Annotated in this window: 14 protein-coding genes; 2 read left to right on the forward strand and 12 right to left on the reverse strand. The window is 71.0% G+C overall.

Going from position 1 to position 12354, the window contains the following annotated elements; translation table 11 throughout:
• The 3 genes from D180_RS08120 to D180_RS08130 all read right to left on the reverse strand — a co-directional run.
• Positions 1-832 (reverse strand): SPFH domain-containing protein (locus D180_RS08120; RefSeq protein WP_043090647.1); only part of this gene is annotated, 832 nt, incomplete at its 3' end.
• 364 nt (positions 833-1196) lie between these two features.
• A complete protein-coding gene (locus D180_RS08125) occupies positions 1197-1823 on the reverse strand; it encodes a DapH/DapD/GlmU-related protein (RefSeq protein WP_017912404.1) in 627 nt (208 codons plus the stop codon).
• Positions 1813-2964, reverse strand: coding sequence for a Rieske 2Fe-2S domain-containing protein (locus D180_RS08130; protein WP_017912405.1), 1152 nt, complete (start codon positions 2962-2964; stop codon positions 1813-1815). The genes D180_RS08125 and D180_RS08130 overlap by 11 nt, the downstream gene beginning before the upstream one ends.
• Positions 2965-3158: 194 nt before the next feature.
• Here D180_RS08130 and purT point away from each other — a divergent pair, with 194 nt between their 5' ends.
• A complete protein-coding gene (gene purT / locus D180_RS08135; RefSeq protein WP_017912406.1) occupies positions 3159-4346 on the forward strand; it encodes a formate-dependent phosphoribosylglycinamide formyltransferase in 1188 nt (395 codons plus the stop codon).
• 78 nt (positions 4347-4424) lie between these two features.
• Here the strand turns inward: purT and D180_RS08140 are convergent, their stop codons facing one another.
• From D180_RS08140 to D180_RS08170, 7 genes are all read right to left on the reverse strand, one after another.
• Positions 4425-5060: a hypothetical protein gene (locus tag D180_RS08140; RefSeq protein WP_017912407.1), complete on the reverse strand. Its 636-nt coding sequence runs from the start codon at positions 5058-5060 to the stop codon at positions 4425-4427.
• Positions 5057-5698 carry a hypothetical protein gene (locus tag D180_RS08145; protein ID WP_223875685.1) on the reverse strand — a complete coding sequence of 214 codons (642 nt, stop codon included), beginning with the start codon at positions 5696-5698 and terminating at the stop codon, positions 5057-5059. Before D180_RS08145 ends, D180_RS08140 begins: the two co-directional genes overlap by 4 nt.
• Positions 5699-5705: 7 nt before the next feature.
• A complete protein-coding gene (locus tag D180_RS08150) occupies positions 5706-6461 on the reverse strand; it encodes a PhnD/SsuA/transferrin family substrate-binding protein (protein ID WP_017912409.1) in 756 nt (251 codons plus the stop codon).
• Entirely contained in the window at positions 6458-6958 is a 501-nt protein-coding gene (locus D180_RS08155) for a PAS domain-containing protein (protein ID WP_017912410.1), read from the reverse strand. The genes D180_RS08150 and D180_RS08155 overlap by 4 nt, the downstream gene beginning before the upstream one ends.
• A 10-nt stretch (positions 6959-6968) precedes the next feature.
• Entirely contained in the window at positions 6969-7352 is a 384-nt protein-coding gene (locus D180_RS08160) for a roadblock/LC7 domain-containing protein (RefSeq protein WP_017909884.1), read from the reverse strand.
• A 270-nt stretch (positions 7353-7622) separates the two neighbouring features.
• Entirely contained in the window at positions 7623-8855 is a 1233-nt protein-coding gene (locus tag D180_RS08165; protein WP_043090643.1) for an endonuclease/exonuclease/phosphatase family protein, read from the reverse strand.
• A gap of 91 nt (positions 8856-8946) precedes the next feature.
• Complete coding sequence (locus D180_RS08170; protein WP_017912412.1) at positions 8947-9708, reverse strand: arginyltransferase; 762 nt, start codon at positions 9706-9708, stop codon at positions 8947-8949.
• A gap of 200 nt (positions 9709-9908) precedes the next feature.
• Between D180_RS08170 and D180_RS08175 the strand changes: the two genes are divergently transcribed.
• Entirely contained in the window at positions 9909-10514 is a 606-nt protein-coding gene (locus tag D180_RS08175; protein ID WP_017912413.1) for an EF-hand domain-containing protein, read from the forward strand.
• 370 nt (positions 10515-10884) lie between these two features.
• Here the strand turns inward: D180_RS08175 and D180_RS08180 are convergent, their stop codons facing one another.
• On the reverse strand, positions 10885-11406 hold the full coding sequence (locus D180_RS08180; RefSeq protein ID WP_017912414.1) for a DUF2007 domain-containing protein: 522 nt from the start codon (positions 11404-11406) through the stop codon (positions 10885-10887).
• Between the two features lie 10 nt (positions 11407-11416).
• A complete protein-coding gene (tesB, locus tag D180_RS08185; RefSeq protein ID WP_017912415.1) occupies positions 11417-12325 on the reverse strand; it encodes an acyl-CoA thioesterase II in 909 nt (302 codons plus the stop codon).
• Between the last annotated feature and the right edge of the window lie 29 nt (positions 12326-12354).

Raw genomic sequence — 12354 nt, forward strand, 5'->3', positions numbered from 1 at the left:
GGTCCGAGCACAGCACGGTCAGCAGGTTGCTGACCATGTGCGCCTTGCGCTCCTCGTCCAGCGCGACCACGCCGTTCTTCTGCAGTTCCGCCAGGGCCATCTCGACCATGCCCACCGCGCCGGCGACGATGCGGGTGCGCGCGGCGATCACGGCGTTGGCCTGCTGCCGCTGCAGCATCGCCTGGGCGATTTCCGGGGCGTAGGCGAGGTGGCTGATGCGCGCCTCGATCACGTCCACGCCGGCCTGGGTCAGGCGTTCGTCGAGGTGGCGCTTGAGCTGTTCGCTGATCTCGTTGGGATGGCTGCGCAGCGAGATCTGCCCGTCCTCGTGCTGGTCGTAGGGATAGCTGGTGGCCATCGCGCGCAGTGCCGCCTCGGACTGGATGTGCACGAAGCTCTCGTAGTCGTCGACGTTGTAGACCGCCTCGGAGGCATCCATCACCTGCCACACGATCACCGCAGCGATCTCGATCGGGCTGCCGTCCAGCTCGTTGACCTTGAGCCGCCCGCTCTCGAAGTTGCGCACGCGCTGGCTGACCTTGCGCTTGCTGAAGAAGGGGTTGTTCCAGCGCAGGCCCGGGTCCTTGACCGTGCCCACGTAGCGGCCGAATAGGCTCAGCACCGCGGCCTGGTTCGGTTCCAGCGCATACAGGCCGACCACCAGGAACAGCGCGACGGTCAGCACCGGGATCGCGACCAGCAGGGTCCACGGCATCGCCGACGGCTGCAGCACGCCGGTGGCGATGATCGCGCCGGCGCCGGCCACGAACACCAGGACCAGGCCCGCGATCATCGGGATGCCGGGCAGGGAGGAACGGGGCTGCTCTTTCATGGTGGACGTCCTTGGGTGGTTGGACGAAAAGATATCAAATTGATATCAGGTTGCAAGAGGCGGGGAGTGGGGAATCGGGAATGGGGAATCGTGGGAGCGGGTTCATGGGGGCGGGCGGGTCTAGGGGAGCCTTATGACTCTCCGCTTCCCGCCTGCGCGCGGCATCCGCTTTTGAGGATCGGTAGGGCGCTGAAGTCGCGAGGTATGAAGGGGCAGGTGCTGCGGCGGCAGCCCGGGTGTCGACTTGGCGGGCGTCGGCGGTGTGCATCCATCGGCCGCGTGCCGTCACGCCGGGGGCAGCAGACCCAGCGCTTTTACGATTCCCCAATCCCGATTCCCGATTCCCGGCCGCCGAGGCGGCCACTCACCCGCCGAGAATCAGCACCGGCGTGCGAAAGCCGCTGAGGTGGTGGGTGCCGGTGGCGATGTCGCTGCGGTAGCGGCCGGGGATCTCGATCTGGCAGCGTTTGCCGATGCGCACGCCGGGGCCGATGTCGACCTGCCGGCCGAGCGTGGCCTGGGCGCCGATCTGCGCTTCGGCAGCGAGCGTCACGCCGGCCTCGATCCATGCCGAGGCGCCGACCTTGACCGCCGATTCCAGCACCGCCGCCGCGCCGATCCAGGCGTTGAAGCCGATGTCGCAGTGCGCATCGACGATGGCGCCGGCGCCGATCGCGCAGTTCTCGCCGACGCGCGCGCTGGCCGCCACCTGCGCGCCGCGGCAGATCAACGGCGGCATCCTGAAGCCGCGCGCCTTCAATTCCCCCATCAGCTCCTGGCGGCGGAAGTTGAGGAACTGCGCGCCCCAGGCGACGAAGGCGGTGGCACCGGTATCGGCCAGCGCGTGCAGGGCATCCAGGTCGAAGCGGTAGTCCTTGCCCTGGGCCACGTCCACCGGGTGCAGCACGCACTCCGGCGCCGCCTCGGCCCAGGCCGCCAGCGCCCAGCGCAGCAGCGCACCGCTGCCGACCACGTACTTGTCAGAGGACATGGCGGCCCTCCATGACATCCATGTACCAGCGTTCGATCTGTATGTTGGCGTGCTCGTAGTCGCCCAGCACCGCGCGCGGGGCGCCGGCGCGCAGTCCCGACTGCACCTGTTCCATGATCTCGATGTCCTCGCGCAGCACCTTCTCGGCGCCGTGCAGGTGCCCCAGCAACACCGCGTCGGAACCCGGATAGCGATGCTTCTTGCGCGCGGTGACGTAGTAGACCAGCAGGTCGGTGCGCTGCGCCGATACCGGCTGGTGGTGCTCGATGATGAAGGAATAGCCACCCGAGCCCGAGGCGATGTGCAGGTTCGGGTACAGCAGCCAGTTCAGATACCAGTCGTCGTTGCCGAAGCGTTCGACGTGCGCGTGCCAGGGATAGTGCGCCATCGCCACCAACGGCTCGTTGAGCCCGCCGCTGCTGAAATCGCGCAGGCGCGCCAGATGCGCCTCGCGCGAGGCGCTGCCCTCGGCATGGTAGCGGCGCGCCTCGGCGACGCCGGCATCGTCCATCTGCACCTGGAACTTCACCTGCTGCGCCAGCGTGCGCGCATGCACGAAGCGCGGGTGCAGCGCGTCGCGCAGGTTCTCGTAGGCCAGCTTCCAGTTGAAGTCGGCCTCGAAGGTCGCCACCAGCACTTCGTCGTCGAACTGTTCGGAAGCGGCGCGCAGCATCTCCAGCGCCTCCATCGAGAACTGCGCCTCCAGCGGCATCGGCGCGGGCGACAGGTTCACGAACACCAGCTTGCCGATGCAGGCCACCGCGAAGCGGCGCAGCCGCAGGCAGGCGCGCGCCTCTGGAGCGAGGCGGTAGGCATCGTCCTGGAACGGGATGTTGTCCACGCCGCCGTCGGCGCCGTAGCGCCAGCCGTGGTAGCTGCAGACCAGCGGGCGCACGCCCTGCGGTTGCTGTTGCAGCGGGTTCTGCCGGTGCAGGCACAGGTTGTCGAAGGCGCGCAGTTCGCCGTCGATGTGCTGCACCACCACGTCCACCCCGCAGATCGAGCGGCGCACGAAGGCGTTGGGCTTGTCCAGCAGCATGCGTGGCGCCACGAACTGCCACAGCGGCTTCATCAGGAGCTCGCGCTCGCGCGCAAACCAGGCCTCGTCGATGTAGGCCTCGGCCGGCATCAGCGAGTGCATGGGCGCGCCTCGGCGGTGCGGCAGGGCGTGCCGTGGCGGTGTTCGGCGCTGTGTGCGTGCATGGCGACATCCCCAGTGACGCTGCGGAAGATAGCACCTCGCTGCGCGCCGACGATGGCGCGGCCGGTCCTGTGCCGGGGTGGGGCACTGGCCCGGTAGAATACGGCTCCCCTCTTCGCGCAGGCGCCGCCGCCATGGTCACTCTGGGAACCCCGCTGTCCGCTTCCGCCACCCGCGTGCTGCTGCTTGGCTCCGGCGAGCTGGGCAAGGAAGTGGCGATCGAACTGCAGCGCTTCGGCGTGGAGGTGATCGCGGTGGACCGTTATGCCGACGCACCGGCGATGCAGGTCGCGCACCGCAGCCACGTGGTCGACATGCTCGATGCGATGGCGCTGCGCGAACTGATCGCGCGCGAGCAGCCGCACCTGATCGTGCCGGAGATCGAGGCGATCCACACCGAGACCCTGGTGGCGCTGGAGCGCGACCTCGGCCAGCGGGTGATCCCGACGGCGCGTGCGGCGCGGCTGACCATGGACCGCGAAGGCATCCGCCGCCTGGCCGCCGAGACCCTGGGCCTGCCGACCTCGCCGTACCGCTTCGTGGACACGCCAGAGGAATACCGCGAGGCGATCGCCGCGGTCGGCCTGCCGTGCGTGGTCAAGCCGGTGATGTCGTCCTCCGGCAAGGGCCAGAGCACGCTGCGCAGCGCCGCCGATATCGATGCGGCGTGGGAGTACGCGCAGACCGGTGGCCGCGCCGGCGCCGGCCGCTGCATCGTCGAGGGCTTCATCGACTTCGAGTACGAGATCACCCTGCTGACCGTGCGCCACGCCGGCGGCACCGCGTTCTGCGATCCGATCGGGCACTGGCAGAAGGACGGCGACTACCGTGAGAGCTGGCAGCCGCAGCCGATGTCGGCGCTGGCCCTGCAGCGCGCGCAGGACATCGCCCGCGCGGTCACCGACGATCTCGGTGGCTGGGGCCTGTTCGGTGTGGAGCTGTTCGTCAAGGGCGACGAGGTCTGGTTCAGCGAGGTGTCGCCGCGGCCGCACGACACCGGCTTGGTCACCCTGGTGTCGCAGGAACTGAGCGAGTTCGCCCTGCATGCGCGTGCGATCCTCGGCCTGCCGATTCCGGCGATCCGCCAGAACGGCCCGTCGGCCTCGTGCGCGCTGCTGGCCCACGGCGAAGGCGTGCCGCGCTTCGGCAACGTCGATGCCGCCCTGCAGGCCCCGGACACCGCCCTGCGTCTGTTCGGCAAGCCCAGCGTGCACGGCCACCGCCGCGTCGGCGTGACCCTGGCCCGTGGCGCAAGCATCGACGAAGCGCGGCAAACCGCCCGCGACGCCGCCGCGGCCCTCACCATCGACCTGGACGCATAAAACGGCGAGCGCTCGGAAAGCGGGGCCAAAGGGGACCCGCTTTCCCATTCCCCACTCCCGATTCCCCATTCCCGGCCCTCAAGCCGGCGGCGCAAACCGTGCCGCCGCCAGGCGGATGCTCCACACCAGTTCGACCATCGCCAGGTTGTTGAGCAGGGCCTCGCCGCCCAGTACCAGCCAGTAGCCGGCGCCGTCGACCCAGAACGGCACGAACGACCAGTCCGGCAGCAATAACTGCGGCTCGCTGTAGAACGCCACGTAGCGGTGCGCGCCGTGCCAGCCGCGCGCGCTCTGGCGCTGGGCGAAGCCGGAGAAGTCGGCCGCGGCCACGCTCAGCGTGTCGGCCTGTTCCTGGTCCAGGCCGGCATGGCCCAGGCAGAAGCCGCTGTCGGAGGCCAGCACCGCGCGGCGTTCGGCCGACAGCGGGGCGATCACGTGCTGGGCGAAATCGTCCAGGCGGATTTCCGGGCCCGGCACTGCGCGCCGCAGCAACTGCACCCATTGCTGTTCGCGCGCCTCCTGCAGCAGCCGCTGTGCGTCGCCGCCCACGCGCTGGCGCCACTCCTGCAGCGACAGCGCGCCGTGCGCACCGAGCAGCAGTTGCAGTGCGCGCTGCAGGCGATCGGGTGTGGCGCTGGCGAAGCCGTGCAGCACGCCGTGCGGGGTCGGCATCAGCCAGGTCGGTTCGGAGTTGGTCGGGTCGGGGGCGGTCATCGCGGCGCACTCGCGCTGGAAAAGGACAGGGCGTCGACGTTGCGGCCACCCAGCGGCTCGCGCTGCTGCAGCCAGCGCGCGGTGCTGTCCCAGCGGTCGCCCAGGGCCAGCGCATGGCGGCGCAGTTCGCGCGTGGCGAGCATGAAGGCGAGCTTGTCCTGGCAACTGATGCAGTAGTCCAGGAACTCGCGCTCGCAGCGCGCCGCGGCGATCGGTGCGCCGTCGCACAGCGCGTCCACCACCTCGCGCACCATCCGCCGCGAATGGTCCGGGCTGGCCCGGCGCACCCGCGCCGGCACGTCGGCGGACGGCCGCGCCAGCACGCTCCAGCGCGTGGCCAGGGCGTTGATCGGCAGCAGCGCGTGGCCCTGGCTGTGGCGCTGGAAGGTCTCGGCCACGTGCGGCGCCAGATGCGCCGCGGCCATCTGCAGCGCCAGCTGGCGCAAGGCGACGTCGTGCCGCGGCAAGGCCACGAACAGGTCGGCCAGCACGCCCTGGGTCGGTTCGTTGTCGTGCAACTGAAGTGCGGCGTGCAGCCGCGCGAGGTGCGCGGCTGCGTCGCGCGGGTCGCGCAGCAGGGCACGGGCATGGGTGCGCATCACCAGGCGTGCGGGATCGCGAGCGGGAAGCGTGGGCATGGGCGCCTCAGTCCAGCAAGGTGTCGATCAGGTCGATCATGAATTCGGCGTCCTCCGTGGCCATCGCCTCGAAGCCGCGTTCCAGGCCCAGCGCGTCGAGCACCGCCTGGTCGTCGCGATGCGCGGCATCGCCGAGCGCCAGCAGGGCGTCGCGCAGCGCCGGCAGTTGCGGGCCCAGGCGCGGATGCGCCAGCAGCACGTGGCCGATGTCGCACAGCGCGCTTTCCACCAGCGGGCGCAATCGCGCGCGGGTCAGGCGCGACAGGCCGTGGTAGGCGGTGGCCAGGAACAGGCCGGCATCGGCTTCGCCTTCCAGCAGTAGCCGTGCCACCGCGGCGTAGCTGCTGGCCGGGCGCCAGGCGATGCGTTCCGGCTCCAGGTCGGCCGGTTCCAGCAGGCGCAGGCCGATCAGGCGTACGTCGTGGTTGGCGGTCAGGGCGATGCGGCAGCCGTAGGGCAGGTCTTCCACGCAGCGTGCCGGCGCCTCGGCCGCGGTCGCGATCACCACCTCGTCGGCGTGCCCGCGCGGCCTGACCAGCGGCAGGTAGCCGCGGTCGCGGATCAACGCGCTGGCGTCGAACGGACTGGCGTACACCAGGTCGACGACGCTGTCGTCCAGCAATTGCCGCTGTTCGGCGGCATCGGCCGGCATCAGCAGGCGCAGGCCGAGGCCGGCGCGGCGCTGCAGCACCGTGCTGAGCAGGTACCAGCCGCCGAAGTATTCGGGCGCGAAGTCCGGCGCGACCAGGAACGTGCAGCTCATGCCAGCGGCTCCGCGCGTTCGTCCTGCAGCCACTGCGCGTACAGCGGCTGCAGCGCGTCGATGCGCCGCCGCGACGGCTTGCGCCGCACCGAGGTGAAGCCGACCACGCGGCCGTCGCGGACGTTCGGCAACGCGGTGGCGTAGACCCAGTAGCAGGCGCCGTCGCGGCGCAGGTTCTTGACGTAGCCGTGCCACTTCTCGCCGGCCAGCACGGTGTCCCAGAGTTCGCGGAATGCGCGCCGCGGCATCGCCGGGTGGCGCAGGATGCAGTGCGGCGCGCCGATCAGCAGTTCGCGCGGCCAGCCGCTGAGTTCGACGAAGGCGTCGTTGGCGTGGGTGATGATGCCCTCCAGGTCGGTGCGCGAGACGATCAGGCGCCCGTCCGGGTAGGCCACCTCGCGTTCGCTCCAGTACACCGTGCGGCGGCTGCCGTCGTGGTAGCGCAGCTCGGCGCTGCGGTGCGGCTCGTGCGGCGCTTGCATCGGCGGCAGCGGCATGGCGGCGCCCCTACAGGATCTGTTGCAGCGCCTGCGCGGCGCGCTTGATGTCCAGGAACACCAGGCCGAGCTTGGCGCTGGGCTTGGCCAGCACGGTGAGCACCGCCTCGCGGCCGGCCGCACTCATGATCACGTAGCCGAGTTCGCCCTGGATCAGCACCCGCTCCAGCGCGCCGCGCGCCAGTTCGCGCGCGCTGCGCTCGCCCAGCGCGAGCAGCGCCGCGGACATCGCGCCGACGCGGTCCTCGTCCATGCCCTGCGGCATCGCCGAGGCGATCATCAGCCCGTCCAGGGAGATCAGCGCCGAGGCCTCGATATCGGCAGTGGCGCCATTGAGGCCTTCCAGCGCCTGTTGCAACTGTTGCGTTCGCATGCTCGCCATCCGCTTGCGCATCCCGACCGGGTGCGGGAGGCATTTGACCGCGTCGGCGCAGTCTTGCCCTTGATCTGGATCAAGGCCGATGGCGATGCCCGGCGCAGGCGCTGCGCAGGAGGGGCGATCCGATGGGCGGCACCGCTGCCGCGAACGCGTCGGGCCCTGCTCACACCGGCGCCCCAGGCGCCTGGCGAGCCGGTCAGGCAAGCAAAAGGCGGCCGCCAGGCCGCCTGTGGGGGGGGCTGCTAGGGCGGCGCCATGCTTCGCGCCGCCCCGGTCCTCCTGCGCTTACCGCCCCGCTGCGACGTCGACCCAGACCAGGTGGTGGTCGCTGCCGTCGGCGATGGCGGCGGAGGCGTCATTGGAGGCCGGCCAGAACACGCCGCTGTCCAGGTAGCGGAAGTTGCGCGACGGCAACACGTAGTCCAGGCGCATGGTGCCGGCCTTGGGGCCGAAATCGCCGGTGACCTGCTGCGGGGGGCCGCGATGGTCGATGCCGGTGGCCGCGTAGGCGCGCGTGGTCTCCTCGCCGCCAGCGCTGTGCGGGATGGGGTATTGCAGGACGCGCGGATGCGTCACCAGCGCGCGGATCGCGTCGTGGTGGCCGTCGCCGTCGATCACGTCGTTGTTGAGGTCGCCGAGCATCACGAACTGCGCATCGGCGGCCAGCCCGCCGCAGCGGCCGGCGTCGTCGCACAGCCAGCGCGCCTTGCCGCTGCCGGCATCGTCCAGGTACTCGCGCCACAGCCGCAGTTCGTCGTGGTTGCGTGCGGCGTTGCGCTTCTCCGCGCCGTCGAACACCGGTGGGGTCGGGTGCGACACCAGCGCATGCAGCACGCCCAGCGGGGTGCGCACCGGCACGTCCCAGTGCGACTTGGACGACAGCCGCAACTGCGCCCACACCGCGTCGCTGTGGAAGAAGCGGCCGGTGGCCGGATCGACCGGGCGCAGCGCGTCGGGCATCGCGCTCCATTTCAGCAGGCGGAAGCTGCGCACCGCCGCGGCGTCGATCGGGTACTTCGACAGCAGCAGCATGCCGTACTGGCCGGGATGCAGGCCGTAGCCCCAGGCGTCGTTGCCGCGCGCGCGGCCTTCGCCGCCGACATGGCCGTCGTTGTCCAGGTCCAGGCCGCTGGGCACGCCGGTGTTGACCGGGGCCAGGTACCGGTAGGGATAGCGCAGCGCAGCGCCGCCGTGCGGTTGCGGCACCGCGAGGTAGCGTTGCTCGAACAGGTCGGCGGCGCGGTGCGCCTCGTCGTAGTCGAACTCGTTGAGCAGCACGATGTCCGGGCGCACCTGCTGCAGCACCGCGACGATCTTGCGTGCCTGCGCGCTGTCGCCCTGCAGGGCGGCGATCAGCGCGCCGGGGTCGTCGGCATTGAGCGAGGTGTTGTAGGTGGCCAGGCGCAGTGTCGTGGCGGCGGGCGCTGCGGCGTCGGTCATCGGAGCGGAAGTGGGAGCGGTGCGCGCGCAGGCGCCGCACAGCAGGGTCAGGGCGAGCAGGAGGAGGCGTGATGTCATGCGCCGATTTTCGCATGCGCGGCATGTCGGCACGATGGCGCCGCGACGTGCGGCGGCATCGGCTGGGCGGCGCGGTATCGGTTGCCGTCGGCTAGCCGCCGAGCTGGCGCAGATAGTCGTCGAAGTCGCGCCAGTGGCGGCCGTCGTAGGCCTGCAGCGGCCGGAAGCGGCGCTTGTAGTCCATCTTCTGGTGGCCGCGGATCCAGTAGCCCAGATACAGGTGGCGCAGGCCCTCGCGTCGCGCCCAGGCGATCTGCTGCAGGATCGCCAGGGTGCCCAGGCCGCGCGCGCCGGCGTCCGGGTCGTAGAAGGTGTAGACCGCCGACAGCGCCTGCGCGGCGATATCGGTGACCGCTACCGCCAGCAGCGGCCCACGCCGTCCGTCCGGCATGCGTTGCCGCAGCTCCAGGAAGCGCCCATGCGACCAGCGGCCGATCAGGAACTGGTCGAACTCGTGCGCGCCGTGATCGTCCATGCCGCCGCCGGGATGGCGGTGGCGCAGGTAGCGCTGGTACAGCGCCAGCTGCTCCTCGCTGCGCTCGGCGGCGACGATGCGGACCTCGACATCGGCATTGCGCGCCAGGCAGCGGCGCTGGCTGCGATCGGGCACGAACGCATCGATCGGGATGCGCACCGCAACGCAGGCGCGGCAATGGTCGCAGTGCGGGCGATAGACCAGATCGCCGGAGCGGCGGAAGCCCCAGCTCAGCGCCAGTGGATACAGCGCGCCCAGGCGTGGATCGTGCGGGTCCAGCACCAGGTCGCGGGCCTGCCGCTCGGGCCAGTAGCCACACGCGTGCTGGCCGGTCTGGAACAGCCGCAGGTCGTCGCTGGCGTCGGAATGGATGGCCATGCGTCGAGCATAGCGCTTCGCCATCGCAGGGGCCGCGACTGTCCCGTCGATGAATGCGCCCGGCGGCGGGTCAACCGCGGCGGCGACGGGGCGTTGTCAGCAGGGAAGGCACCGCGGTGCCGGCCCGCGATGCGGGCCGCTTGCGGCGCCGGACGCCTGCCGTCTTCGGCAGGTTCCTCATCATCCTCAGGGAGTGACCCATGAAGTCTCGCAACCCGCTGCTCGCCCTGGCCGTGCTGGCCGTGCTGTCCGGTACCGCCTACGCCGTTCCTCCGCCGCCGGCCGATCCCGCCGCGCCCGCCGATGCCGGCGGCATCGCCGCGCTCGACAAGAACGGCGACGGCGTCATCGACCGCAGCGAGGCCGCCGCCGATCCGCGCCTGGTCCAGCATTTCGACGCCATGGACAAGAACCACGACGGCAAGCTCAGCCGCGACGAGTGGCCGCGCCACGGCCGTCACGGCGGGCCGGGCGACCACGGCGTGCCCGGCGCGATGATGGCCAAGCTGGACACCAACAAGGACGGCCGCATCAGCCGCGCCGAAGCGCAGGCCGATCCCAAGCTCGCCGCGCGCTTCGACAAGATGGACGTGAACAAGGACGGCTACATCGACCGTGCCGACTTCGAACTGCGCGCCAAGCAACATCGCGATGCCTGGTTCACCGCGGCCGACACCAATAAGGACGGCATGCTCAGCCGCGCCGAGTTCGATGCGGCGCAGGCCAAGCGCTGGGCGCATCGCCCGGGCGGGCAGCGCGGCGGCGACGCATCGCCGCCGCCGATGCCGGCGCCGGACAGCAACTGAGCCATGCGCCGCGGCGGTGGCCGCGGCGTCACTGCACCAAGGCGCCGATCGACAGCGCCCCTGCGCCACTCGCGCAGGGGCGTTCTTGTTTTTCCATCTGCCGAAACCTGCCGTTGCGTGCAGTGCAGTGCAGTACGGCGCAGGTGCAGCGCGGGACGTGCGTGGTCGCGCGGGGCGCGTCGACAGCGTCGCGGCCGGTTGCGGTGGCGGTCTCCGCTACGGCGGACACCGCGCGCAGGATGCGATCGCCGTGCCGATCGGATTGCCGTCGCAGCGTTGGTGCCTCCGCCGTCGCGCAAGGACGATCATCGGCAGGGCGTCATCGCCATAGTGACGTCCACCGCATGCGTGGACCTGCGTTCGGCGCGGCTCAGTTGCCGCGCGGTGCCGGCTGCACGCGCACGCGCACTTCGTCGCTGCCGGTGTCCTGCGCCGGGGGCGTGGCCGGTTGCGTCGCGGGTGCCTGTGCTGGTGCGGTGGTCGGCGCGCGGTTGTCGCGATGGCGCAGCACGGTGATCAGCGCCACCGCACCGATCGCCAGCAGCAGGGCGATGCGGATGCGCCAGGCCCAGCGCTTGCCGCCGTCCGCTTCCACCTGCGAGCGGAACTCGTTCAAGTAGGGCGCACGGCCCTGTTCCGGATCGCGGCGGGTGCTGTCGAGCAGGCCGGCGTCGCGCAGCAGTTCGCGTGCGCGCGGCTGGTCGTCGGCGTGCACCACCCACACCGTGGGCTGCGCCTGCGCCGCGACCGGGTCGAGATAGCTGAACTGGCCGCTGCGCCGGGTCCGGTAGGAGCGGCCGTTGCTCAGGCGCACGTCGATGCCGGCATCGCGCAGCAGGGCGGCGACGCCTTCGGCGGTTTCCACGCGTTGGCTGCTGAAGATCTGACGCATGTTCGTGTCCTCAGCGTTTTGCCGGAACCTGCGCCGCGGCGTCGGCGTCGGGGACCACGCGGATCAGGCCTTCTTGTGCGGTGCTGGCCACCAGGGTGCCGTCGCGGGTGAAGAACTGCCCGCGCGCCAGGCCGCGCGCGCCCTGCGCGCTGGGGCTGTCCAGCGAGTACAGCAGCCAGTCGTCGGCGCGGAACGGACGATGGAACCACAGCGCGTGGTCGAGCGAGGCCATCTGCACGTTCGGCGTGTAGTAGCTGATGCCGTGCGGGAAGGTGGCGGTGCCGAGCAGGTGGAAGTCGGAGGCGTAGGCGAGCAGCGCCTGGTGCAGTTCCGGCGCATCGCCGACCGGCTCGCTCAGGCGCAGCCACATCTGCTGGAACGGCGGACGCTTGGGCGGATTCAGTTCGTCGCGCGGATACACGTGGCGGAACTCGAACGGGCCGCCGCGCGAGAGCCAGCGCTGCACCTTGGTCGGCAGCGTCGCCAGCACTTCCGGGCGCGCCGCCGGGGTCGGCTCGATGTCTTCCGGCTGCGGCACTTCCGGCATCTTCAGCTGGTGCGTGGCGCCGTCCTCCTGTTCCTGGAACGAGGCCGCGCAGAAGAAGATCACCTTGCCGTGCTGGATCGCGGTGACCCGGCGCACCGAGAAGCTGCCGCCGTCGCGGGTGCGGTCCACGTCGTAGACGATGGGATGCTCGATGTCGCCGGCGCGCAGGAAGTAGGCGTGCAGCGAATGCACGGGGCGCGCGTTCTCCACCGTGGCCTGCGCCGCCGACAGCGCCTGGCCCAGCACCTGGCCGCCGAACACGTACTTGGTGCCGATGTCGCGGCTCTGGCCGCGGAACAGGTTGTCCTCCAGCCGCTCCAGCGACAGCAGCTCGATCAGTTCGGAGACGACGGGGGCGGGCTTGGCGGACAAGAGGCGGGGCCTGGCGACGGACGTGCGCC

The organism is Xanthomonas sp. SHU 166, from assembly GCF_000364685.1.
In the GTDB taxonomy this organism is placed as follows: domain Bacteria; phylum Pseudomonadota; class Gammaproteobacteria; order Xanthomonadales; family Xanthomonadaceae; genus Xanthomonas_A; species Xanthomonas_A sontii.

Coding starts and splice junctions, on each gene's coding strand:
- D180_RS08125 (WP_017912404.1), bottom strand. CDS start 1,823: ATGTCCTCTGACAAGTACGTGGTCGGCAGCGGTGCGCTGCTGCGCTGG.
- D180_RS08130 (WP_017912405.1), bottom strand. CDS start 2,964: ATGCACTCGCTGATGCCGGCCGAGGCCTACATCGACGAGGCCTGGTTT.
- purT (WP_017912406.1), top strand. CDS start 3,159: ATGGTCACTCTGGGAACCCCGCTGTCCGCTTCCGCCACCCGCGTGCTG.
- D180_RS08140 (WP_017912407.1), bottom strand. CDS start 5,060: ATGACCGCCCCCGACCCGACCAACTCCGAACCGACCTGGCTGATGCCG.
- D180_RS08145 (WP_223875685.1), bottom strand. CDS start 5,698: ATGCCCACGCTTCCCGCTCGCGATCCCGCACGCCTGGTGATGCGCACC.
- D180_RS08150 (WP_017912409.1), bottom strand. CDS start 6,461: ATGAGCTGCACGTTCCTGGTCGCGCCGGACTTCGCGCCCGAATACTTC.
- D180_RS08155 (WP_017912410.1), bottom strand. CDS start 6,958: ATGCCGCTGCCGCCGATGCAAGCGCCGCACGAGCCGCACCGCAGCGCC.
- D180_RS08160 (WP_017909884.1), bottom strand. CDS start 7,352: ATGCGCAAGCGGATGGCGAGCATGCGAACGCAACAGTTGCAACAGGCG.
- D180_RS08165 (WP_043090643.1), bottom strand. CDS start 8,855: ATGACATCACGCCTCCTCCTGCTCGCCCTGACCCTGCTGTGCGGCGCC.
- D180_RS08170 (WP_017912412.1), bottom strand. CDS start 9,708: ATGGCCATCCATTCCGACGCCAGCGACGACCTGCGGCTGTTCCAGACC.
- D180_RS08175 (WP_017912413.1), top strand. CDS start 9,909: ATGAAGTCTCGCAACCCGCTGCTCGCCCTGGCCGTGCTGGCCGTGCTG.
- D180_RS08180 (WP_017912414.1), bottom strand. CDS start 11,406: ATGCGTCAGATCTTCAGCAGCCAACGCGTGGAAACCGCCGAAGGCGTC.